The organism is Terrabacter sp. Ter38 (assembly GCF_024519435.1).
Classification (GTDB): domain Bacteria; phylum Actinomycetota; class Actinomycetes; order Actinomycetales; family Dermatophilaceae; genus Terrabacter.
Genome location: NZ_JALJRZ010000007.1, coordinates 50517 through 73207 on the forward strand (window position 1 = coordinate 50517; position 22691 = coordinate 73207).

General features: G+C 72.4%; 21 protein-coding genes. 20 read left to right on the forward strand and 1 reads right to left on the reverse strand.

From position 1 onward, the window contains the following. Nucleotides 1-98 precede the first annotated feature (98 nt). The gene (locus tag NR112_RS15015; protein ID WP_256795116.1) at nt 99-1202 is read right to left on the reverse strand and encodes a DNA glycosylase AlkZ-like family protein; all 1104 of its coding nucleotides are present in this window, start codon (nt 1200-1202) and stop codon (nt 99-101) included. A 187-nt stretch (nt 1203-1389) separates the two neighbouring features. Here NR112_RS15015 and pyrR point away from each other — a divergent pair, with 187 nt between their 5' ends. The 20 genes from pyrR to def all read left to right on the forward strand — a co-directional run bounded on the left by pyrR (nt 1390) and on the right by def (nt 22690). Continuing rightward, a complete protein-coding gene (pyrR, locus tag NR112_RS15020; RefSeq protein ID WP_256795117.1) occupies nt 1390-1992 on the forward strand; it encodes a bifunctional pyr operon transcriptional regulator/uracil phosphoribosyltransferase PyrR in 603 nt (200 codons plus the stop codon). Continuing rightward, nucleotides 1989-2987, forward strand: a complete 999-nt coding sequence (locus NR112_RS15025) for an aspartate carbamoyltransferase catalytic subunit (protein ID WP_256795118.1) — start codon at nt 1989-1991, stop codon at nt 2985-2987. Before pyrR ends, NR112_RS15025 begins: the two co-directional genes overlap by 4 nt. After that, nucleotides 2984-4321 carry a dihydroorotase gene (locus tag NR112_RS15030; protein ID WP_256795119.1) on the forward strand — a complete coding sequence of 446 codons (1338 nt, stop codon included), beginning with the start codon at nt 2984-2986 and terminating at the stop codon, nt 4319-4321. The genes NR112_RS15025 and NR112_RS15030 overlap by 4 nt, the downstream gene beginning before the upstream one ends. After that, a complete protein-coding gene (gene carA, locus NR112_RS15035; protein ID WP_374512521.1) occupies nt 4318-5529 on the forward strand; it encodes a glutamine-hydrolyzing carbamoyl-phosphate synthase small subunit in 1212 nt (403 codons plus the stop codon). The genes NR112_RS15030 and carA overlap by 4 nt, the downstream gene beginning before the upstream one ends. Next, a complete protein-coding gene (gene carB / locus NR112_RS15040; RefSeq protein WP_256795120.1) occupies nt 5529-8867 on the forward strand; it encodes a carbamoyl-phosphate synthase large subunit in 3339 nt (1112 codons plus the stop codon). Before carA ends, carB begins: the two co-directional genes overlap by 1 nt. Continuing rightward, nucleotides 8864-9754, forward strand: coding sequence for a dihydroorotate dehydrogenase electron transfer subunit (locus tag NR112_RS15045; protein ID WP_256795121.1), 891 nt, complete (start codon nt 8864-8866; stop codon nt 9752-9754). Before carB ends, NR112_RS15045 begins: the two co-directional genes overlap by 4 nt. After that, entirely contained in the window at nt 9754-10704 is a 951-nt protein-coding gene (locus NR112_RS15050) for a dihydroorotate dehydrogenase (protein WP_256795122.1), read from the forward strand. The genes NR112_RS15045 and NR112_RS15050 overlap by 1 nt, the downstream gene beginning before the upstream one ends. 29 nt (nt 10705-10733) lie before the next feature. Then, the gene (pyrF, locus tag NR112_RS15055; protein ID WP_256795123.1) at nt 10734-11579 is read left to right on the forward strand and encodes an orotidine-5'-phosphate decarboxylase; all 846 of its coding nucleotides are present in this window, start codon (nt 10734-10736) and stop codon (nt 11577-11579) included. Between the two features lie 49 nt (nt 11580-11628). Beyond that, the gene (locus tag NR112_RS15060; protein ID WP_256795124.1) at nt 11629-12084 is read left to right on the forward strand and encodes a hypothetical protein; all 456 of its coding nucleotides are present in this window, start codon (nt 11629-11631) and stop codon (nt 12082-12084) included. Between the two features lie 176 nt (nt 12085-12260). Next, nucleotides 12261-12578 (forward strand): integration host factor, actinobacterial type, encoded by a 318-nt coding sequence (gene mihF, locus NR112_RS15065; RefSeq protein ID WP_020143992.1) that lies wholly within the window; start codon nt 12261-12263, stop codon nt 12576-12578. Next, nucleotides 12578-13198 (forward strand): guanylate kinase, encoded by a 621-nt coding sequence (gmk, locus tag NR112_RS15070; protein ID WP_256795125.1) that lies wholly within the window; start codon nt 12578-12580, stop codon nt 13196-13198. The genes mihF and gmk overlap by 1 nt, the downstream gene beginning before the upstream one ends. Before the next feature lie 101 nt (nt 13199-13299). Further along, nucleotides 13300-13563: a DNA-directed RNA polymerase subunit omega gene (rpoZ, locus tag NR112_RS15075; protein ID WP_045192274.1), complete on the forward strand. Its 264-nt coding sequence runs from the start codon at nt 13300-13302 to the stop codon at nt 13561-13563. 26 nt (nt 13564-13589) lie between these two features. After that, on the forward strand, nt 13590-14828 hold the full coding sequence (gene coaBC / locus NR112_RS15080) for a bifunctional phosphopantothenoylcysteine decarboxylase/phosphopantothenate--cysteine ligase CoaBC (protein ID WP_256795126.1): 1239 nt from the start codon (nt 13590-13592) through the stop codon (nt 14826-14828). Nucleotides 14829-14927: 99 nt separating this feature from the next. Continuing rightward, entirely contained in the window at nt 14928-16151 is a 1224-nt protein-coding gene (metK, locus tag NR112_RS15085) for a methionine adenosyltransferase (RefSeq protein WP_256795127.1), read from the forward strand. Between the two features lie 16 nt (nt 16152-16167). Further along, nucleotides 16168-18204, forward strand: a complete 2037-nt coding sequence (locus tag NR112_RS15090) for a primosomal protein N' (protein WP_256795128.1) — start codon at nt 16168-16170, stop codon at nt 18202-18204. 111 nt (nt 18205-18315) lie between these two features. After that, nucleotides 18316-19584 (forward strand): trans-acting enoyl reductase family protein, encoded by a 1269-nt coding sequence (locus tag NR112_RS15095; protein ID WP_256795129.1) that lies wholly within the window; start codon nt 18316-18318, stop codon nt 19582-19584. Between the two features lie 34 nt (nt 19585-19618). Continuing rightward, nucleotides 19619-20161, forward strand: coding sequence for a dihydrofolate reductase family protein (locus NR112_RS15100; RefSeq protein ID WP_256795130.1), 543 nt, complete (start codon nt 19619-19621; stop codon nt 20159-20161). Nucleotides 20162-20237: 76 nt separating this feature from the next. Beyond that, nucleotides 20238-20774: a transcriptional regulator gene (locus tag NR112_RS15105; RefSeq protein ID WP_256795131.1), complete on the forward strand. Its 537-nt coding sequence runs from the start codon at nt 20238-20240 to the stop codon at nt 20772-20774. After that, nucleotides 20771-22105: an MFS transporter gene (locus tag NR112_RS15110; RefSeq protein WP_256795132.1), complete on the forward strand. Its 1335-nt coding sequence runs from the start codon at nt 20771-20773 to the stop codon at nt 22103-22105. Before NR112_RS15105 ends, NR112_RS15110 begins: the two co-directional genes overlap by 4 nt. A 39-nt stretch (nt 22106-22144) precedes the next feature. Continuing rightward, complete coding sequence (gene def, locus NR112_RS15115; RefSeq protein WP_256795133.1) at nt 22145-22690, forward strand: peptide deformylase; 546 nt, start codon at nt 22145-22147, stop codon at nt 22688-22690. The last annotated feature ends 1 nt before the right edge of the window (nt 22691 follow it).

A 22691-nucleotide genomic window follows, 5' to 3' on the forward strand; every position in this document is an offset into this window, starting at 1 on the left:
ACCGAAGGGCGCCCACCGTTGCCGGTGGGTGCCCTTCGCCGTCGGTGCGCAGTCGGTCCGGGGCAGTCGGGGGGCAGTCCGCGGGCGGTCCGGGGCGGTCAGCCCGTCGTGACGACCGGCTCGAGCGGTCGCCCGAGGACCCCGGCCAGCCGTGCGGCCTCGTCGTCGAGCGCGGTCCGCGGCGGCGTGCCGTGGCCGGAGGCCCACCCGACGCGCAGCTCGTCGCGGACGACGGACCACGTGCCGCACACGAGCCCTCCGCGCACGACGAGGTCCGCGCCGCGTGTCACCGCCGTGCGGAGGTCCGGGGGCACGACGTGCTCGTCCTTGGTGCCCGGTCCCATGACCCACGGGTCGTGACCCGGGAGCAGCCGCAGGACGTCCGTCGGCTCGGCGGCGCGCAGGCTGTCCGCGTCCTCCACGAGCACGTATGCCGTCCTGCCCTCGACCTCGACGGGCTCCAGACGGTCGCGCAGGTCGGCCAGCCAGCCGTCGACCCGGCGCCGTCCGGCGCTGAGGCCGCCGCCCAGCCAGTAGTGGACGTGCTCGGGCGTCGCGGGGCCGTACGCGTGCAGGTAGGCCCGCACCACGTGCGGGCCCGCCTCGGCGAGGTCCCACGTGCCCGCCCAGCGCGGGTCGGCGTCGAGCCGCTGGAACGTCGCCCGTCCCTCGCGCGGCGGTCCGAAACCCATGTCGCCCTGCCACGTCAGCGCCTTGCTCAGGGTGACGGCCCCTTCGTCGAACACGGGGCGCAGGTGGCGGTACGCCGGGCGCCGGGTCACGGCGGAGCCGAGCTCGGCGACGGTGAGCGGACCCTCGGCGAGCGCCTCGCGCACCGCAGCGCGGAACGCCGGCCAGTCCTTCGGCCCGAGCCGGTAGTACTCCTGCCAGCTCCTCCGCTCCCACTGGCGGCCGGCTGCGCGCACCGTGAGGTAGGCGCCGCCGTCCTGCGGGGTCAGGTAGTGGGTGCCGCCACGGAACGCGTACGCCTTGACGAGACTGCCCTCGACGAGTCCCTCGGCGACCTCCCCGGGGCGTGAGTGCGCGCGCCGCAGGCGCACGGTGAGCTCGGCGAGACGCTCCTCCTTGGCCGGCACGGCGCCGAGCCGGCGCACGACCTCGGCGATCGACACGTCGCGAACGGGATCGAGGAGCTGCTGCTGCAGCCGCCAGGACAGGGCCCCGGCCCAGGTGATCGACACCCTCGGAGGCTAACCGCGATGGCGGACGATCGGGGTCCGGGTCGCGGCAGGACGCCTCGTCGCTTCCGCTCAGGCCGTTCTCACGGTGTGGCGCGGTGTCGGGGCGTGCGGAGACGGACGTTACACTCGGCGCCGTAGACATCCTTTAACCACCGTCCTGTGAGGCGGGGAAGGAGGTCCAGCGGCGATGCCCTGCCCTGACCTGAGTGCACCCGACCAGTCATCGACCGACCGCTCGAGCATCCCCGAGGACGCTCGCGACGTCATGAGCGAGGGGGACATCTCCCGGGCGCTGCGGCGCATCGGTCACGAGATCCTCGAGCGCAACAAGGGCAGCGACGGTCTCGTCCTGCTCGGCATCCCCTCGCGCGGGGTCCCGCTCGCCCGCCGTCTCGCCGCCTGCATCGAGGAGGTCGAGGGGACCGTGGTCCCCGTCGGCGAGCTCGACATCACGCTCCACCGCGATGACCTGCGCCGCAACCCGGTGCGCACGGCTCACCGTTCGCGCATCCCGGCAGGCGGCATCGACGACCAGGTCGTCGTCCTCGTCGACGACGTCCTCTACTCCGGTCGCACCATCCGTGCCGCGCTCGACGCGCTCTCCGAGCTCGGGCGCCCCCGCGCCGTGCGCCTCGCCGTGCTCGTCGACCGGGGCCACCGCGAGCTGCCGATCCGCGCCGACCACGTCGGCAAGAACCTGCCGACCTCGAGCGCCGAGCGGGTGCACGTCCGGGTCGCCGAGGTCGACGGCCTCGACGTCGTGCGGATCAGCGGGGGTGACGCACGATGACCAAGCACCTCATCTCCTCCGCCGACCTCAGCCGGGCCGAGGTCGAGGACATCCTCGAGACTGCGGCGTCGATGCACGACCTCCAGCGACGCGAGGTCAAGAAGGTGCCGACCCTGCGCGGACGCACCGTCATCAACTTCTTCTTCGAGGACTCGACCCGGACCCGCAGCTCGTTCGAGATCGCGGGCAAGTGGATGTCGGCCGACACCATCAACCTCTCGGCCAAGGGCTCCTCGACGAGCAAGGGCGAGAGCCTCCGGGACACGGCGATGACCGTCGACGCCATGGCGGTCGACGCGCTCGTCATCCGGCACCACGCGTCCGGCGCCTGCCACCAGGTCGCCCAGTGGGTGCGCTGCAGCGTCATCAACGCGGGCGACGGCACCCACGAGCACCCGACCCAGGCCCTGCTCGACGCGTACACCCTGCGGTCTCGGCTCGGTGACCTCGATGGCAAGCACGTCGTCATCGTCGGCGACCTCACCCACTCCAGGGTCTTCCGCAGCAACATCATCACCCTCAAGACCCTCGGTGCCCGGGTCACCGTCGTCGCGCCGCCGACGCTCATGCCGAGCGGCATCGGGGCGTGGAGCGCGGCCGACGGCTTCGCGACGAGCTGGGACCTCGACCCCGTCCTCGACGGCGAGGGCGAGCACGGGTCGGTCGACGCGGTCATGATGCTCCGCGTCCAGCGCGAGCGGATGAGCGGCGGCTACTTCCCGACGGCGCGCGAGTACACCGTCGGCTACGGCCTGACACGCGACCGGCTCGAGCGGCTCGTCGCTCGCAACGACGACGTGCTCGTGCTCCACCCCGGCCCGATGAACCGCGGCCTCGAGATCGCCCCCGAGGCGGCCGACTCCCCGCAGTCGGTCGTGCTCGACCAGGTCTCGGCCGGCGTCGCGGTCCGGATGGCCGTGCTCTACCACCTGCTCGCCGGCGAGGACACGCCCGCGCCGATGCCCGCCAGCGCCACCGAAGGAGCCGTCCGATGACCCGCCTCGTGATCCGCGGCTCCCGGCTGCTCGGCGCCGACCCGGCCGACCTGCTCGTCGAGGACGGCGTCATCACCGAGGTGGGCTCGGTCTCGGCGCCGTCGGACGCCGAGGTGCTCGACGCCGACGGCCTCGTCGCGCTGCCCGGCCTCGTCGACCTCCACGTGCACCTGCGCGAGCCGGGCCGGGAGGATGCCGAGACGATCGCCACCGGGTCCGCTGCGGCGGCCGCCGGCGGCTTCACCGCCATCTTCGCCATGGCCAACACGAGCCCCGTCACCGACACCGCCGAGGCCGCCGAACGCGTGCTCGACCTCGGACGCGCCTGCGGGCTCACCGAGGTGGTGCCCGTCGGCGCCGTGACCAAGGGCCTCGAGGGTGCCGAGCTCGCCGAGCTCGGTCTCATGGCCCGCTCGCGGGCGAAGGTGCGCGTCTTCAGCGATGACGGCCACTGCGTGCACGACGCGCGGATCATGCGCCGGGCCCTCGAGTACATCAAGCCCTTCGGGGGCGTCGTCAGCCAGCACGCGCAGGACCCGCGCCTCGCCGGCCGCGAGGCCTGCTGCCACGAGGGCGAGGTCTCCGGTCGGCTCGGCCTGCCCGGCTGGCCCGGCATCGCCGAGGAGTCGATCGTCGCACGCGACGTCATGCTGGCCCGCCACACCGGCTCCCGCGTCCACGTCGCGCACGTCTCGACCGCCGGGACCGTCGAGGTCATCCGCTGGGCGAAGGCGCAGGGCATCGACGTCACGGCCGAGGTCACGCCCCACCACCTCGTCCTGACGACCGACCTCCTGGTCGGCTACGACCCCGTCTACAAGGTCAACCCGCCGTTGCGTCCGACCGAGGACGTCGAGGCCCTGCGCGCGGCCCTCGCCGACGGCACCATCGACGCGGTCGCCACCGACCACGCCCCCCACGCCCGTCACGACAAGGAGCACGCCTTCGTCGACGCGGCCTTCGGGATGCTCGGCCTCGAGACGGCCCTCTCGGTGGTCAGCGACGTCATGGTGCGAACCGGCCTGCTCGACTGGGCCGACGTGGCACGGGTCATGTCGACCGCGCCGGCACGGATCGGCGGGCTCGCCCACCAGGGAAGGGAGCTCGCCGTCGGCAGCCCAGCCCACATCACCCTCGTCGACCCCGACCGCGAGGTCACGGTCGACGCCGCCACGAGCCGCAGCCGCTCGCGCAACAACCCGTGGCACGGGCGCACCCTGCACGGTGCCGTCCTCGCGACGGTCCACGCGGGACGCGTCACCCACGACGTCCGCAACGGCGCGGACACCCGACGAGAACTGACGAACGCGACGACCTCGGGAGCAGACCTGTGACCACCCAGACCCCCCTGACCGTGCCCACCCGTGACGGGTGGCCCACACGCACCCGCGTGGCGGCGACCCTCGTTCTCGAGGACGGCCGCACCTTCCGCGGGTCGTCCTACGGTGCTCTGGGCGAGACCGTCGGCGAGGCGGTCTTCTCGACCGGCATGACGGGCTACCAGGAGACGCTCACCGACCCGAGCTACCACCGGCAGGTCATCGTCATGACCTCGCCCCACGTCGGCAACACGGGCGTCAACACCGAGGACGACGAGAGCAGCCGCATCTGGGTCGCCGGCTACGTCGTGCGCGATCCCGCCATCCGGTCGTCGAACTGGCGCGCCACGCGCGACCTCGAGGACGAGCTCGTCGACCAGGGCGTCGTCGGCATCTGCGACATCGACACGCGGGCCCTGACCCGCCACCTGCGCGAGCGCGGCGCGATGCGCGTCGGCATCTTCAGCGGTGACGGGGCCGAGCGCCCCGAGGCCGAGCTGCTCGACGCGGTCCGCACGAGCCCGCAGATGGCCGGGGCCGCGCTGGCCGCCGAGGTCACCACCTCCGAGCCGTATGCCGTCCCGGCCGTCGGCGACACGCGCTTCACCGTCGCGGCCGTCGACCTCGGGATCAAGGCGATGACCCCGGCGCTCATGGCGCAGCGCGGCATCGAGGTGCACGTGCTCCCGGCCACCGCCACGATCGAGGACGTCCTCGCGGTGGGGGAGTCCGGCCCCGACGGCGTCTTCTTCTCCAACGGTCCCGGTGACCCGGCCACCGCCGAGCGCGAGGTCGCGCTCCTGCGTCAGGTGCTCGACCGCGGCATCCCGTTCTTCGGCATCTGCTTCGGCAACCAGCTGCTCGGCCGCGCGCTCGGCTTCGGCACGTACAAGCTGAAGTACGGCCACCGCGGCATCAACCAGCCGGTCATGGACCGTACGACCGGCAAGGTCGAGGTGACGGCCCACAACCACGGGTTCGCCGTCGACGCGCCACTCGACGAGGACAGCGACACGGCATACGGCCGCGTCCGTGTCTCGCACGTGTGCCTCAACGACGACGTCGTCGAGGGGCTCGAGTGCCTCGACCGCCCCGCGTACTCCGTGCAGTACCACCCCGAGGCCGCCGCCGGCCCGCACGACGCCGCCTACCTCTTCGACCGCTTCGTGGAGCTCATGACCACCAGACAGACCACCCACCAGACCACGGAGGTCAGCGCCTGATGCCCAAGAACGACGACATCAAGAGCGTCCTCGTCATCGGGTCGGGGCCGATCGTCATCGGCCAGGCCTGCGAGTTCGACTACTCCGGCACCCAGGCCTGCCGCGTGCTGCGCGAGGAGGGCATCCGCGTCATCCTCGTCAACAGCAACCCGGCGACGATCATGACCGACCCCGAGTTCGCCGACGCCACCTACGTCGAGCCGATCACCCCTGAGGTCGTCGAGGCGATCATCGCCAAGGAGCGCCCCGACGCCGTCCTCGCCACTCTGGGCGGGCAGACGGCGCTCAACTGCGCGATCTCCTTGCACGAGAACGGAGTCCTCGAGAAGTACGGCTGCCCGCTCATCGGGGCCAACGTCGGGGCGATCCAGCTCGGCGAGGACCGCGAGAAGTTCAAGGGCGTCGTCGAGCGGTGTGGTGCGGAGTCGGCGAAGTCCCTCATCTGCCACTCGATGGACGAGCTGCTCGCCGCCGCGGACGAGCTCGGCTACCCGGTCGTCGTGCGCCCGTCGTTCACGATGGGCGGCCTCGGGTCGGGCTTCGCCTACGACGAGGCGGACCTGCGCCTCCTCGGCGGTGCCGGACTCCAGTACAGCCCCACGACCGAGGTGCTCCTCGAGGAGTCGATCCTCGGCTGGAAGGAGTACGAGCTCGAGGTCATGCGCGACCACGCCGACAACGTCGTCGTGGTCTGCTCCATCGAGAACCTCGACCCGATGGGCGTGCACACGGGCGACTCGATCACCGTCGCGCCGGCCCTGACGCTCACCGACCGCGAGTACCAGCGGCTGCGCGACATCGGCATCGCCGTCATCCGTGAGGTCGGCGTCGACACCGGCGGCTGCAACATCCAGTTCGCCGTCAACCCCGACGACGGACGCATCATCGTCATCGAGATGAACCCGCGCGTCTCGCGGTCGAGCGCCCTGGCCTCCAAGGCGACCGGCTTCCCGATCGCCAAGATCGCGGCGAAGATGGCCATCGGCTACACGCTCGACGAGGTCCCCAACGACATCACCCGCGAGACCCCGGCCAGCTTCGAGCCGTCGCTCGACTACGTCGTCGTCAAGGTGCCGCGCTTCGCCTTCGAGAAGTTCCCGGCGGCCGACCCGACGCTGACGACGACGATGAAGTCGGTCGGCGAGGCCATGGCGATCGGGCGCAACTTCACCGAGGCGCTGCAGAAGGCCCTGCGCTCGCTCGAGAAGAAGGGTGCGAGCTTCCACTGGGACGGCGAGATCACGAAGGTCGTGGCCGAGCGCGCGCTCGATGAGGCCAGGATCCCGACCGACGGCCGCATCGTGCTCGTGCAGCAGGCGCTGCGCGGGGGGTGCAGCGTCGAGGAGGTCCACGACGCCACCGGCATCGACCCGTGGTTCCTCGACCAGATCGCGCTCGTCAACGACGTCGCGACGATGCTCGCCGACGCCCCCCAGCTGACGCCGGAGCTGCTCCGCCTCGTCAAGCGCCACGGGTTCAGCGACGCCCAGGTGGCCTCCGTCCGACGGATGCCGGAAGCCGTGGTCCGCGGTGTGCGCCACGCCCTCGGGGTGCGCCCGGTCTACAAGACCGTCGACACGTGCGCGGCCGAGTTCGCCGCGACGACGCCCTACCACTACAGCTCCTACGACGAGGAGACCGAGGTCGCGCCGCGTGAGCGCCCGGCCGTCATCATCCTCGGCTCGGGACCCAACCGCATCGGGCAGGGTGTCGAGTTCGACTACTCCTGCGTGCACGCGTCATTCTCCTTGCGCGACAAGGGTTTCGACACGGTCATGGTCAACTGCAACCCCGAGACGGTCTCGACCGACTACGACACGAGCAGCCGTCTCTACTTCGAGCCGCTGACGCTCGAGGACGTCCTCGAGGTCATCCACGCCGAGAGCCAGGCCGGGCCGATCGCCGGCGTCATCGTGCAGCTCGGCGGTCAGACACCGCTCGGACTCGCGCAGGCGCTCGAGGACGAGGGCGTGCCCATCGTCGGCACGTCGCCGAGCGCGATCCACCTCGCGGAGGACCGTGGTGCCTTCGGGCAGGTGCTCGCCCGGGCCGGCCTCATCGCCCCGAAGCACGGCACGGCCTACAGCTCGGACGAGGCACTCCTCGTCGCGCGCGAGATCGGCTATCCGGTGCTCGTGCGACCGTCCTACGTCCTCGGTGGCCGCGGCATGGTCATCGTCTACGACGACGACTCTCTCGTCACCTACGTCGAGAAGGCCACCGAGGCCTCGCCCGACCACCCGATCCTCATCGACCGCTTCCTCGACGACGCGATCGAGATCGACGTCGACGCGCTCTTCGACGGCGAGGACATGTACCTCGGCGGGATCATGGAGCACGTCGAAGAAGCCGGCATCCACTCGGGCGACAGCTCGTGCACGCTGCCACCCGCCACGCTCGGCGACGGCGAGCTCGAACGGGTGCGCGTGGCGACGCGCAAGCTCGCCGAGGGCATTGGCGTCCGCGGCCTCATGAACGTCCAGTTCGCACTGGCCCAGGACATCCTCTACGTCATCGAGGCCAACCCCCGCGCCTCGCGCACGGTGCCGTTCGTCGCCAAGGCGACGGGCGTGCCCATCGCGAGCGCCGCGGCCCGGGTCATGCTCGGGGCCACGATCAAGGAGCTGCGCGAGGAGGGCATGCTGCCCCCGACCGGCGACGGCGGACGGATGCCGGACCACGCGCCCGTCTCGTGCAAGGAGGCGGTGCTGCCCTTCAAGCGTTTCCGCACGAAGGAGGGAGTGGCGGTCGACTCGCTCCTCGGCCCGGAGATGCGCTCGACCGGCGAGGTCATGGGGATCGACGTCGACTTCGGCTCGGCTTTCTCCAAGGCCCAGCAGGGTGGCGGGTCGGCGCTGCCGCGCACCGGAGCGATCTTCGTGTCGGTGGCCAACCGTGACAAGCGCGCCATGCTCTTCCCGGTCAAGCGCCTCGTCGACCTCGGCTTCACCATCCTCGCCACGAGCGGCACGGCCGCGGTGCTCAAGCGCAACGGCATCCCCGCGACGCTGGTCCGCAAGATCACCGAGCGCGACGGTGACGCGCCGGGGGAGAAGTCGATCGTCGACCTCATCCGCGAGGGCACGGTGCAGATGGTCGTCAACACGCCGTCGGGCCAGGACGCCCGTGCCGACGGCTACGCGATCCGGGCAGCCACGACGAGCGCCGACAAGCCGATCATCACGACCATCGCGACGCTCGCTGCCGCCGTCCTCGGCATCGAGGCGGGGCTCACCGAGGAGATCCGCGTCAAGTCGCTGCAGGACCACGCGCGCGACCTCGACCTCTACGGTCGCGGCACGGCAGCGGTCCCGGCGACGGCGGGAGCGACCGCATGAGCGAGCGTCAGCTGCGCGCCCGGGTGACGCAGGTGGTCGCCGAGGTCATCGCGACCCGGCGGGTCGGCGCGTACCAGCACCTCACCCTCGTCGCCCCCGGCGTCGCCGAGCTGGCCCGCCCGGGTCAGTTCGTCGCGCTCGCCGTCGGTGGCGAGACGTCCGGCACCCTGTTGCGCCGATCCTTCTCGATCCACAAGGTCAGCCCGAGCGGCACCTACGGCGGCACCGTCGAGATCGTCGTCTCGGCCGTCGGCACCGGCACCCGGTGGATCGTGGACCGCGCGCCGCACGACACCATCGACGTCGTCGGCCCGCTCGGCAAGGCGTTCCCGTTGCCGACCGACCCCGTGGCCTGCGTCCTCGTCGGCGGTGGCTACGGCAGCGCGCCGCTCTTCTGGCTCGCCGCCGAGCTGCGCGAGCGCGGCTGCCACGTCGAGATGGTGCTGGGTGCCGCAAGTGAGGACCGCCTCTTCGGGGTCGTCGAGGCCCGTCGTAGCTGCGACGGCGTCACGGTGACGACCGACGACGGCTCAGCCGGTCAGCAGGGCTGGGTCAGCGACCCGCTGCCGGAGATCATCGAGCGCACGAAGGCCGGTGTCGTCTACGGCTGCGGGCCGATGGGGATGCTCGAGTCGATCACCCGGGTCGCCCAGGCGCACGGCGCCGTCGCCCAGGTCGCCGTCGAGGAGTCGATGGCCTGCGGGGTCGGCGTGTGCATGACGTGCGTCATGCCGGTCGTCGGCGCCGACGGCCGCACCCGGATGGCGCGCTCGTGTGTCGAGGGGCCGGTCTTCCGCGGCGACCGAGTCCGCTGGGACTCCTTCGACGGAGGTCATGCCCGCGTCCCCGACGATGCCGTCGGCGCCCCGAAGGTGGGTGGCCACTGATGGTGGACCTCTCCGTCGACCTCGGGGGCGGCCACCGGCTGCCCAACCCGCTCATGACCGCCTCGGGCTGCGCGGCGAACGGCAGGGAGCTGCACCGCTTCTTCGACGTCGCCGACCTCGGGGCGTTCGTCACCAAGTCCGTCATGGCCGACCCGCGGTCCGGCCGGGGCACCCCTCGGATGGCCGAGACTCCCTCCGGGATGCTCAACTCGATCGGCCTGCAGGGCCCGGGCATCGAGGCGTTCGTCGACGAGGACCTGCCGTGGCTCCAGTCCGTCGGCGCGCGCGTGCTGCCCTCGATCGCCGGCAGCTCGAGCACCGAGTACGCCCACGTCGCGGCCACGCTGCGCGCGAGCCGGGCCTTCGACGCCGTCATCGGCGTCGAGGTCAACATCTCGTGTCCCAACGTCGCCAACCGCGGCCTCGTCTTCGCCTGCGACCCGCTCGCCTCGGCCAAGGTCATCGCGCTCGTGCGCGAGCAGCTGCCGCGCGACATCCCGGTGTTCGCCAAGCTGAGCCCGGACGTCACCGACATCACCGCCATCGCGGCCGCCTGCGTCAAGGCCGGCGCCGACGGTCTCACGATGATCAACACCCTGCTCGGCATGGTCATCGACACCGACCGGATGCGCCCGCAGCTCGGCGGCGTCACCGGCGGCCTCTCGGGACCCGGCATCCGACCGGTCGCGGTCCGGGCCATCTGGCAGGTGCGTCAGGCGATGTTCGAGGGCCGCATCCGCACCGTCCCGATCATCGGCGTCGGAGGCGTGCGCACGGGCCGTGACGCGCTCGAGCTCGTCGCCGCCGGTGCGAGCGCGATCCAGGTCGGCACCGCGGTCTTCAACGACCCGTCGGCGCCGGTCCGTGTCCTGCGCGAGCTCTGCGAGCTGCTCGACGCCAAGGGCTTCGAGCGCTTCACCGACGCTGTCGCCGTGGCCCACGGCCGCTGAGCCACCCGAACCGTGAAGGAGACCGAACGATGACCCAGGCCTTCGGGGCCCGCCTCCACGACGCCATGGCAGCCCACGGCCCGCTGTGCGTCGGCATCGACCCCCACCGGGGGCTCGTCGAGTCGTGGGGACTGTCCTACGACGTCGCCGGCCTCGAGCGCTTCGCCCTGACGTGCGTCGAGGCCTTCGCCGGCCGGGTCGCCGCCGTCAAGCCGCAGTCCGCCTTCTTCGAGGTCTTCGGCAGTCGGGGTCTGGCCGTTCTCGAGCGCGTGCTGACCGACCTGCACGAGGCCGGGACCCTGACGATCCTCGACGCGAAGCGCGGCGACATCGGCTCGACCATGGGCGCCTACGCCGAGGCCTACCTCGGCCCGGACGCCGTCGCCCCTCCGGACGCGCTCACCGTCAGCCCGTACCTCGGCTACGAGTCGCTCCGCCCCGCGATCGACCTCGCCGAGCAGACGGGGCGCGGGCTCTTCGTCCTCGCCCTGACCTCGAACCCGGAGGGCGCGACCGTCCAGCACGCGGTGCGCGACGGCCGGTCCGTGGCTGCGTCCGTCGTCGAGGGCGCGGCGGCTGACAACGCCCCGGCGCGAGGCCGGACCGAGCTGGGCAGCATCGGACTCGTCATCGGTGCCACGGTCGGCCGTGCCGTGCAGGACCTCGGGCTCGACCTCGTGAGTGCCGCGACGCCGGTGCTCGCGCCGGGCTTCGGTGCCCAGGGCGGCACCGTCGACTCGCTCGCCTCGACCTTCGGCGCGGCCCGTGGCCAGGTGCTCGCGGCATCGAGCCGCGAGATCCTCGCCGCCGGTCCGGACCCGAGCCGTCTCGTCGCCCGGACGGTGGAGGTCGCCGAGGCGCTCCGGCCGGCCTGACGCTCGCACCCTCGTCACAGGAACTTCCCCGCCGGGTATGCCGTGCGGCATGACTCGCGCGCGACGCGTACGCCGACTCCTCGCCACCGGGGCCGACGACACGGCATACGGTGTGGGGATGCGAACGACGGCCCTGCGCAAAGGCCCTTCGGTGGCCCTCGCGCTCCTGCTCACGGCCACCTCACTCGGGGCCTGTTCGTCGGGGTCGACCGGCTCCTACTGCGATGCGCTGACGGCCGCCGAGGCGGACTGGAAGGATGCGAGCTCGACGCTCAAGGATCCTGCAGCCGCGGCCCGTTTCGTCGCGACGATCACCTCCATCGAGGCGAGCGCCCCGGAGGAGGTCAAGGCGGACTGGGCACAGCTGCAGGTCCTCGTCACGACGTTCACGGTGGCCCAGCCCGACCTCGCTGGCCTGACGAGACGGATGCAGGGCTTCGAGAGCTCCGCCAAGCGGATCGAGACGCACGCCAAGGAGACGTGCGGGATCGACCTCGGTCGCTGAGCCGGGCGTGAACGGCATCCGAGCGCCTTCGGGAGACGTTCCGAGGGACCCGCCGGCCGGGCCCGCGTTGCGGCGCGCACGGCCGGATCGCTAGGTTCGGCGGAGACAACACGCGAGACGTGCAGAACGACAGGGGGCGCAGGGCGCTCCCGCAGGCAGCGAGGAGACCGAAGACCGTGGCGCTTCCACCGCTCACCCCTGAGCAACGGGCCGCAGCACTGGAGAAGGCTGCAGCCGCACGTCGGGAGCGAGCAGCGGTCAAGAACCGGCTCAAGTACTCCAGCGGCTCGCTCTCCGAGGTCCTCGAGGACGGCAAGGCCGACCCGGTCATCGGCAAGATGAAGGTCACCGAGCTGCTCGAGTCGATGCCCGGCGTCGGACGCGTCCGTGCCAAGGCGATCATGGCCGAGGTCGGCATCGCCGAGTCTCGACGCGTGCGCGGCCTCGGGGCCAACCAGGTCGCCGCCCTGCTCCACCGCTTCGAGAAGCCGTGATGTCGACTGACCCGACATCGCCCGCGGAGCCCCAGCACGACGCAGCAGCCCCCAGGCGTGGTCGGCTCACCGTGCTCGCCGGCCCCACAGCGGTCGGCAAGGGCACCATCGCGGCCTACGTGCGCACCCACTTCCCGGGCGTCTGGTTCTCCGTCTCGATGACGACCCGCCGCCCGCGACCGGGCGAGGTCGACGGGGTGCACTACCACTTCGTCGACGACCACGAGTTCGACCGTCTCGTCGAGGCGGGGGAGTTCCTCGAGTACGCCGTCGTCCACGGTGTCGCCAAGTACGGCACGCCGCGGGGTCCCGTCGAGCGCGTCATCCGAGAGGGCCGCGACGCCCTGCTCGAGATCGACCTGCAGGGCGCGCGGCAGGTGCGCGACACGTGGCCCGAGGCGCTCTTCGTCTTCCTCGCCCCGCCGAGCTGGGACGAGCTGGTGCGCCGGCTCGTCGGCCGCGGCACCGAGGACGAGGCCGAGCGCGAGCGTCGCCTGTCCACCGCACGGGGAGAGATGGCGGCCCAGAGCGAGTTCGACGAGGTCGTCGTCAACGACGATGTTCGTCGGGCCAGCGAAGAACTCGTATCATTGATGAGATCGGGACGCGCCGACCGGTGAGTCCCGACGTGATGTGTGCCAGCCGACGGCCCACGACCGCTCCGGCGTCGACGTCGCGGCACGCACCTCACGCCCGCTGAAACCAACGAAACGAGATCACTGTGTCCGGTACCCAGGCTGCTCCCATCGGCATCACCAACCCGCCGATCGACGACCTCCTGACCGCCGCCGACTCGAAGTACGCGCTCGTCATCTACTCCGCCAAGCGCGCCCGTCAGATCAACGCCTACTACTCCCAGCTGCAGGAGGGCCTGCTCGACTACGTCGGCCCGCTCGTCGAGACCGAGGTCCACGAGAAGCCGATGTCGATCGCGCTGCGTGAGATCAACGAGGGCCTGCTGACCTCGACGCCCACCGAGGCCTGAGCACCCCGACGGGTCCGGAGCAGCCGATGCGCGTCGTCCTCGGGGTGAGTGGCGGCATCGCCGCCTACAAGGCCTGCTCGCTGCTCCGGCTCTTCACCGAGCACGGGCACGACGTCACGGTCGTGCCCACCGCGGCGGCGCTCCAGTTCGTCGGGGCGCCGACGTGGTCGGCCCTCTCGGGCAAGCCGGTCAGCACCGAGGTGTGGACGTCGGTGCACGAGGTCCCGCACGTGCGCATCGGCCAGTCGGCCGACCTCGTCGTCGTGGCGCCGGCCACGGCCGACCTGATCGCCAAGGCTGCACACGGTCTGGCCGACGACCTGCTCACCAACACCCTGCTCACGGCCCGGTGCGCGGTCGCCTTCGCGCCGGCGATGCACACGGAGATGTGGGAGCACCCGGCCACGCAGGCCAACGTCGCCACGCTCCGCTCGCGCGGAGCGCACGTCATCGAGCCGGCCGTGGGTCGCCTCACCGGCAAGGACTCCGGCGCCGGGCGCCTCCCCGAGCCGGAGGCGCTGTATGCCGCCTGCCTCGCGATCGTCGCAGGTGACGGGTCCGCGGTCGCCGAGGCACCGCTGCGCGACCTCGAGGGCCGCCGCGTCGTCGTGTCCGCCGGTGGCACGCGGGAGCCGCTCGACCCGGTGCGCTATCTCGGCAACCGCTCGTCCGGCAAGCAGGGCGTGGCCATCGCGCGCGCCGCCGCCGAGCGCGGGGCGAAGGTCACCCTCGTGGCCGCGAACGTCTCCCTCCCCGTGCCCGACGGCATCGACGTCGTCCGGGTCGAGACGACGCTCGAGCTGCAGCGGGCGGTCGAGGAGGCGGCGTCGGACGCCGACGTCGTCGTCATGGCCGCCGCGCCGGCCGACTTCCGCCCGGCGCTCGTGAGCGAGAGCAAGATCAAGAAGTCGTCCGACCCCGACGCAGGCCTGCGGGTGGAGCTCGTCGAGAACCCCGACATCGTCCGTGGGCTCGTCGCGGACCGCGACGCCCGTGGGACGGGCACGCCGTTCATCGTCAGCTTCGCCGCCGAGACGGGCGACGCCCACGGCAGTGTCATGGACCATGCGCGCGCGAAGTTCGTCCGCAAGGGCAGCGACCTCCAGGTCGTCAACGAGGTCGGCACCGACCTGACCTTCGGCAAGGACGACACGACGGTGCACCTGCTCCGGCGCGGCACCGACGAGGCGACCACGGTCGGCCCCACCTCCAAGGACGCCGTCGCCGACGCGCTGTGGGACACCGTCTCGCCCCTGCTGGACTGAGCACTAGACTCTCGCCCCACACGCGTACCCGACCGTCGCCGCGCGCCCGGCACGCACACCACGAAGCACATCACCACGCACCCGACCGAGGGAGAGCAAGTGTCCGCACGTCTGTTCACGTCCGAGTCCGTCACCGAGGGGCACCCGGACAAGATCTGCGACCAGATCAGCGACTCGATCCTCGACGCGCTCCTCACCGACGACCCGCAGGCCCGCGTCGCCGTCGAGACCATGGTCACGACCGGGCTCGTCCACGTCGCCGGCGAGGTGTCGACGACGGCCTACGTCGAGATCCCGAAGATCGTGCGCGAGACCATCCTCGAGGTCGGCTACGACGGCTCGCAGAAGGGCTTCGACGGGCGTACCTGCGGCGTCTCGATCTCCATCGGCGCGCAGTCGCCCGACATCGCCCAGGGCGTCGACACGGCGCACGAGCACCGCACGGGTGACGACGACGACCTGCTCGACAAGCAGGGCGCCGGCGACCAGGGCCTGATGTTCGGCTACGCGTGCGACGACACGGCCGAGCTCATGCCGCTGCCGATCCACCTCGCCCACCGCCTCTCGGAGCGCCTCACGCAGGTGCGCAAGAGCGACGAGCTCGCCTACCTGCGCCCCGATGGCAAGACGCAGGTCACCATCGCCTACGAGGGCGACCGAGCGGTCTCGCTCGACACCGTCGTGCTCTCGACCCAGCACGCCCCCGACGTCTCGCTCGAGGGCATGCTCGAACCCGACATCCGGGCCCACGTCATCGAGCCCGTCCTCGCCGAGCTGCGCGAGAGCGGCACCGACCTCGACGTGTCGAGCTACCGGGCGCTGATCAACCCGACCGGCCGCTTCGAGATCGGTGGCCCGATGGGTGACGCCGGCCTGACCGGCCGCAAGATCATCGTCGACACCTACGGCGGCATGGCCCGCCACGGCGGCGGTGCCTTCTCGGGCAAGGACCCGAGCAAGGTCGACCGCTCGGCCGCGTACGCCATGCGCTGGGTCGCCAAGAACGTCGTCGCCGCGGGCCTCGCCCGTCGCTGCGAGGTCCAGGTCGCCTACGCCATCGGCAAGGCGCAGCCGGTCGGCCTCTACATCGAGACCTTCGGCACCGAGACCGTCCCGGTCGACAAGATCCAGCAGGCCATCGGCGACGTCTTCGACCTGCGCCCGGCTGCCATCGTCGACGCGCTCGACCTGCTGCGTCCGATCTACCGCCCGACCGCCGCGTACGGCCACTTCGGCCGCACCAAGGCCGACGGGGTCGAGAACGCGTTCACGTGGGAGCGCACCGACCGCGTCGAGGCCCTGCGCACGGCCGTCTCCGGCTGAGGCTAGATTCGCCCCCGTGGGCGACGACGAGACCAAGCAGCGACCGGCCGGACGGCCGGTCGCTGCCGTCGTCGTCGAGACCCCGCTCGCGCACCTCGACCGCGTCTTCGAGTACGCCGTGCCCGCGGAGCTCGACGCCGACGCCGTGCCCGGCGCGCGCGTCCGGGTGCGCTTCTCGGGTCGTGAGCTCGACGGCTTCGTCGTCGAGCGCCGTGACCAGCCGCAGCACGACGGCCGGCTGACGCCGCTGCGCCGGGTCGTCAGCCCCGAGCCGGTGCTGACTCCCGAGGTCCTCGCTCTCTGCCGGGCCGTCGCGGACCGGTATGCCGGCACCCTGAGCGACGTCCTGCGCCTCGCGGTGCCCAAGCGCCACGCCACGGCCGAGCGCAACCTGGCCATGGAGTGCCCGCCCCAGGAGGAGCTCGCAGCACCCGACGCGGGGTCGTGGGCGGCCTACCCTGCCGGTCCGGCCTGGCTGCGTCGGGTCGCGTCCGGGGAGGGTCCCGCTGCGGCGTGGTCCGCCTTGCCGGGGCGCACGGGAGACGCGGACTGGCCCGCCGCCCTCGCCGTCGCCGTGGCCACGGCGCTGGCCGCGGGCCGGGGCGCGCTCGTCGTCGTGCCCGACCACCGCGACGTCGACCGGCTCGACGTCGCCCTGACCGCCGTGCTCGGCAAGGGGCGCCACGTGCGCCTGACCTCCGACCAGGGCCCGCAGGCGCGCTACACCGCGTGGCTCAAGGTCCTCCGCGGTCACGTCCGGGTCGTCATCGGGACGCGCGCCGCGGCCTTCGCCCCCGTCCGCGAGCTCGGCCTCGTCGCGTGGTGGGACGACGGCGACGACCTGCTCGCCGAGCCGCGGGCGCCCTACCACCACGTGGGGGTCGTGCTCGGGCTGAGGGCGTCCGCGACCGGCGCCGCCCTGCTCACCGGAGGGTTCGGGCGGAGCCTGCGTGTCCAGGTGGCCGTCGAGGCGGGCGAGCTCGTGCCCGTCGAGGCCGACGTCCCGACCGTTCGGGCCGCCGCGCCCCGCGTCACCATCGCGGGCGAGGGGGTCGACGAGGAGCGCGACGGGCCGGCGGCCCGGGCCCATCTGCCCTCACGTGCCTGGCGCGTCGCCAAGGACGCCCTCGTCGACGGCCCGGTGCTCGTCCAGGTGCCGCGGCGCGGCTACCTCCCGTCCCTCAGCTGCGCCGAGTGCCGCACTCCGGTGCGGTGCGTCCGCTGCCAGGGGCCGGTCGCCCTCGGCGCCCCGGGGACGGCCCCGGCCTGCCGGTGGTGCGGCCTGGCGCTGAGCGACCACGGCTTCGAGTGCGGCCACTGCGGCTCACGTCGGCTGCGTTCCTCGATCACGGGCGCCCGGCGCACGGCAGAGGAGATCGGGCGCGCCTTCCCCGGCTTCCCGGTCCACACGTCCGGCTCCGGGGAGGTGCTCGCGACCGTCGGGAGCGAGCCGTCCCTCGTCATCGCGACGCCGGGAGCGGAGCCGGTCGCCGACGGCGGCTACACCGCCGTGCTGCTGCTCGATGCGTGGGCGAGCCTCGACCTGCCCGTGCTCGACGCGCCGCTCGAGGCCGTCCGAAGGTGGATGGCTGCGGCGGCGCTGGCCCGCGAGGGACGTGCCGTGGTCCTGAGCGGCGCCCCGGAGGCCGTGGCCCTGCCGGCCGTCGAGGCGCTCGTGCGGTGGGACCCCGCGTGGCTCGCGGCCCGCGAGCTGGCGGAGCGGCGTGAGCTCGGCCTTCCGCCGGCCGTGCGCGTGGCCCAGCTGACCGGTGGCCGGCGCCCGCTCGAGGAGGCGCTCGGGCAGGCCGACCTGCCCGACGTCGCCCAGGTGCTCGGCCCCGTCCGGCTCTCGCACGCGGGTGCCCCTCCCCGGCGTGCCCCGGCCGACGGGGAACCCGAGCGTGCGGTCGCCGACCACCACGTGCTCGTCCGCGTGCCCGCCTCCGAGACCCAGTCGCTGACCCGAGCCCTGCTGGCGCTGAAGGCCTTCCGTTCGGCTCGCAAGGAGACGGACGTCGTGGCCGTGCGGGTCGACCCGCTCGACACGTTCTGATCCGCCGTCGCGTCTCCGGTCGCGTTTCGGTCGCATCTCGCTGGCGTCGCGGCGGCGTCGCGGCGGCGCCTCGGCGGCGCCACGGGCACGACGCCGTGACAGAGTGACGGCATGCCCGAACGCGAGCTCGACATCGTCCTGTACGGCGCCACCGGTTTCGTGGGGGCACTGACCGCCGCCCACCTCGCCGCCCACGCGGGGCCCGACGTCCGGATCGCCCTGGCGGGCAGGTCGCGTCCCAAGCTCGAGGCGCTGCGCATCGAGCTCGGCCGGCCCGCGGCGTCCTGGGAGCTCGTGGCGGTGGACGCGACGGACGCTCCTGCCCTCCGCGCCCTCGCCGGGCGCACGCGCGTGCTCGCCACGACCGTCGGCCCGTACGCGGCGTACGGCAAGGAGGTGGCGCGGGCCTGCGCCGAGTCGGGGACGCACTACGCCGACCTCACCGGTGAGGTGCTCTTCGTGCGCTGGTCCCTCGACGAGCTGGACGCCCGGGCCCGCGAGACCGGCGCCGCCATCGTGCACGCGTGCGGTTTCGACGCCATCCCCTCCGACCTCGGCGTCCTGACGACGGCCCAGCGCGTGGCCGCGGACGGTGAGGGCACGCTCGCCGAGACGACGCTGCTCGTCCGGTCCCTCAGGGGTGGCTTTTCGGGCGGCACCATCGACTCCGTCCGCCAGCAGGCGATCACGGCTCGTGCCGACGCCGACGCCCGTCGCGTGCTCGGCGACTCGTACGCGTTGAGCCCCCGACGCTCGGAGGAGCCGTCCTCGGGTCGTCCCCCGGCCAGCGGTGTCCTCGGCCGGCTGCGCCGGCTCGTGCCCGTCGACCGCGACCCGTCGACGGGACGATGGACCGGGCCGTTCGTCATGGCGTCGTTCAACACCCGGATCGTGCGACTGTCGAACACCCTGACCGACTGGTCCTACGGTCGCGACCTGCGCTACCGCGAGGCGACCGACTTCGGCTCGAGCCCCATGTCGCCGGTCCTGGCCGGCGGGATGGCGGTCGGGCTCGGCGGGGTCGTGGCCGGTATGGCGTTCCGCCCGACGCGAGCCGTCATCGACCGCTTCCTGCCCCAGCCCGGCGAGGGCCCGAGCCCCGAGGACCAGGCCGCCGGGCGCTTCCGCCTCGAGATCCGTTCCACGACGACGACGGGCGCGCACTACCGCACGCGGGTCGGCGCCGACTACGACCCGGGCTACGGCGGCACGGCGGTCATGCTGGGCCAGACCGCTCTCGCCCTGGCGCTCGACGACGGCCTGCCGCGCCGGGCCGGAGTCTGCACGCCCGCCACGGCCCTCGGCGAGGTCCTCGTCGAGCGGCTTCGGACCCAGGGCTTCACCTTCGACGTAGAACGCGACGACCGACCCAACCACTGAACACCGACCACCCACCACTGACAGGAGGCACCACATGGGACGCATCGAGGTTCACGAGTTCATCTCGCTCGACGGGGTGTACGAGAGCCCGAGCTGGACGGCCGAGTTCCCCTTCGACCCGAAGATGGGCGAGGCGATCGCTCGCCTCACCGGTCCGGGCTCCGAGCTGCTCCTCGGGCGCCGGACGTACGAGATGTTCGCGCCCGCCTGGTCGGCCCGCAGCGACGACGACGACCCAGGCGCGTCCTTCTTCAACGGGGCCCGCAAGAACGTCGTCTCCTCGACGTTGCGTGATCCGGATTGGAACAACTCCCGCGTCCTCGGCCCGTACGACGCGGACGCGATCCGCGGCCTGCGGGACGAGGTGGACGGCTCGCTCTACGTCAGTGGCAGCGGCACGCTCGTCCGGGCCCTGCTCCGCGACGGGCTCGTCGACGGCTTGCACCTCTTCGTCTTCCCCGTCGTGCTCGGCACGGGGGAGCGGCTCTTCACCGACGAGTCCGTGTCGGGGCTGCGCCTGCTCGAGACCGAGGCCTACGACAGCGGCGTCGTGCACCTCGCCTACGGCCAGGGCTGACGACTCCCAACTTTGGGGGAACGACCTCCAAAGGAATGCTTGACGGTTGGCGGTGTTGGGCGGCATACTCCCCAACATGTCTTTGGAGGAAGAGCGGATCACCGAGCTCCGCGCCACGGCCCATCCGCTGCGACTGCAGATGCTCTCGCTGCTGACCGGCGCGGAGCTGAGCGCCGCCGAGGTCGCGCGCGAGCTCGACGTCACGCAGGCCAACGCCAGCTACCACCTGCGCCTGCTCCACGCCGCCGGCCTGCTCGAGGTCGCGGGGGAGGAGACGGTGCGCGGAGGCAGGGCCAAGAAGTACCGCCACCCCTGGGACGCGCCGGTCGTGCGCCCGCAGGCCACGCGTGACGAGGACCGGCTCGCCTACGTCCGGGTGCTCGCCGACATGATCCCCCGGCGCTTCCTCGAGCGCGCTCCCGGCGCGCGCGGCCGTTTCACCGACGCCGACCTGTGGGTCGAGCCGGAGGTCTGGGAGAAGGTCACGGCGCTCGTCGACGAGGCGAGCGCCCTGCTGCATGCCTCGGCCCGCCCGCCACGGACCGAGGGCACCGTACGGGCCGCCCTGTCCGTCGCTGCCTTCAGGCTCCGGGACGGGAAGGAGGCGTCATGAAGGTCCAGGCGTCGTTCGGGGTGCTGTCCGACCGGCGCTTCGCGTGGTACTTCACGGCCCGCACGGTCTCGACCGCAGGCTCGGTCATGGTGCCGGTCGCCCTCGCGTTCGCCGTCCTGCACATCGACCAGTCGGCCGCGGCCCTCGCCCAGGTGCTCGGCGTGCGGACCCTGATGATGGTCGTCTTCCTCCTCGTCGGTGGCGTCATCGCCGACCGCTTCTCGCGGATCGTCGTGCTCCAGGTCTCGCACGTGCTCACGTGCCTGACCCAGGCGCTCGCGGCCTACCTCATCATCAGCGGGGACGCGACGCTGACCCAGCTGACCGTTCTCGAGGGCGTCAACGGCGCGGTGTCGGCGTTCACGATGCCCGCGATGATGGGCATCGTCCCGCTGGTCGTCGACCGGTCGCGGCTCCAGCAGGCCAACGCGCTGCTGTCGTTCAGCCGGAGCGGCCTGTCCATCATCGGACCCGCGGTCGCCGGCCTGCTCGTCGTCGGCGTCGGACCCGGGTGGGCGCTCGCCGTCGATGCCCTGACGTATGCCGTCGCCATCGTCTGCCTGACGCGCGTCGGGTTGCCCCGGCGGTCCCAGGAGGAAGGCCGGGCGCACCACTCGATGGTGCGCGAGCTGCGGGAGGGATGGAGCGAGTTCACCCGGCGCGAGTGGCTCTGGGTCATCGTGCTCGCCTTCGGGCTGACCAACGCCATCCACGCCGGTGTCCTCGGCGTGCTCGGCCCGCTCATCGCGAGCTCGACCGCGTCCATCGGAGAGGCCGGCTGGGGCCTCGTGCTCAGCGCCGAGGCGACCGGCACCGTCCTGATGACCCTCGTCATGCTGCGGTTGCAGCTGCGGCGACCGCTGCGCGCCGGGATGCTCGCCATCTGCGTGCTCGCCGTCCCGATGGTGCTCCTCGGCCTCGCACCGGCGATCGTGCCCGTCGCCATCGGCTTCTTCCTCGCCGGCGCGGCCGTCGAGGTCTTCGGCGTCGGGTGGAGCACGGCCCTGCACGAGCACGTCCCCGTCTCGGTGCTCTCGCGGGTGTCGAGCTACGACGCGCTGGGGTCGTTCGTCGCCATCCCCATCGGGACATTCCTCTACGGGTGGCTCGCGACGACGGTCGACACCGAGGTCCTGATGCTCGTCAGCGCAGGGGTCTACGTCGTCATCTCCCTCTCCGCGCTGCTGTCGCGATCGGTCCGTGAGCTGGGGCGCAGCAGCGAGGACCCGTCCGCGGCCGGGTCCGTGGCAGGCGCCGCAACCCGCGACGTGACCCGCGACGTGACCGGCGCAGCGGCCGGCGCCGAGGCCGACGAGCCGCGGCGGTCCTAGACTGGCGGCGCCCCACGCCTTCCCGACCCCTGGAGACCTGTGTCGATCAAGGACATCCGACTCTTCGGTGACCCGGTCCTGCGGACCGCCGCCGCCGAGGTCACCGACTTCGACAAGCAGCTGCGCGTGCTCGTCAAGGACCTCGAGGACACGATGCTCGACGCCCCCGGCGCCGGCCTCGCGGCCCCTCAGATCGGTGTCGGCCTCCGCGTGTTCACCTACTGGGTCGACGGCGTGCTCGGCCACCTCGTCAACCCCGTCCTCGACCTCTCCGACGACGAGCAGGACGGTCCCGAGGGGTGCCTCTCGATCCCCGGCCTGGCGTTCGACACCAAGCGGGCCCTGTCGGTCGTGGCCAAGGGGCAGAACATGTGGGGCGAGCCCGTCGTGCTCGAGGGCACGCAGCTGCTCGCCCGCTGCGTCCAGCACGAGACCGACCACCTCGACGGCATCCTCTTCCTCGACCGGCTCGACCCCGAGGCGCGCCGTGAGGCGATGCGGGCCATCCGCGCGGCGGAGTGGTTCGCCGACGACCCGCCCGAGGTGCGCATCAGCCCTCACTCGACCTTCGGCCGGGCGATGTGAC

Bases quoted from the DNA above. Each gene is read 5' to 3' on its own strand.
- pyrR (WP_256795117.1), top strand. From the start codon at position 1,390: ATGCCCTGCCCTGACCTGAGTGCACCCGACCAGTCATCGACCGACCGC.
- NR112_RS15025 (WP_256795118.1), top strand. From the start codon at position 1,989: ATGACCAAGCACCTCATCTCCTCCGCCGACCTCAGCCGGGCCGAGGTC.
- NR112_RS15030 (WP_256795119.1), top strand. From the start codon at position 2,984: ATGACCCGCCTCGTGATCCGCGGCTCCCGGCTGCTCGGCGCCGACCCG.
- carB (WP_256795120.1), top strand. From the start codon at position 5,529: ATGCCCAAGAACGACGACATCAAGAGCGTCCTCGTCATCGGGTCGGGG.
- NR112_RS15045 (WP_256795121.1), top strand. From the start codon at position 8,864: ATGAGCGAGCGTCAGCTGCGCGCCCGGGTGACGCAGGTGGTCGCCGAG.
- NR112_RS15050 (WP_256795122.1), top strand. From the start codon at position 9,754: ATGGTGGACCTCTCCGTCGACCTCGGGGGCGGCCACCGGCTGCCCAAC.
- pyrF (WP_256795123.1), top strand. From the start codon at position 10,734: ATGACCCAGGCCTTCGGGGCCCGCCTCCACGACGCCATGGCAGCCCAC.
- NR112_RS15060 (WP_256795124.1), top strand. From the start codon at position 11,629: ATGACTCGCGCGCGACGCGTACGCCGACTCCTCGCCACCGGGGCCGAC.
- gmk (WP_256795125.1), top strand. From the start codon at position 12,578: ATGTCGACTGACCCGACATCGCCCGCGGAGCCCCAGCACGACGCAGCA.
- coaBC (WP_256795126.1), top strand. From the start codon at position 13,590: ATGCGCGTCGTCCTCGGGGTGAGTGGCGGCATCGCCGCCTACAAGGCC.
- NR112_RS15095 (WP_256795129.1), top strand. From the start codon at position 18,316: ATGCCCGAACGCGAGCTCGACATCGTCCTGTACGGCGCCACCGGTTTC.
- NR112_RS15100 (WP_256795130.1), top strand. From the start codon at position 19,619: ATGGGACGCATCGAGGTTCACGAGTTCATCTCGCTCGACGGGGTGTAC.
- NR112_RS15105 (WP_256795131.1), top strand. From the start codon at position 20,238: ATGTCTTTGGAGGAAGAGCGGATCACCGAGCTCCGCGCCACGGCCCAT.
- NR112_RS15110 (WP_256795132.1), top strand. From the start codon at position 20,771: ATGAAGGTCCAGGCGTCGTTCGGGGTGCTGTCCGACCGGCGCTTCGCG.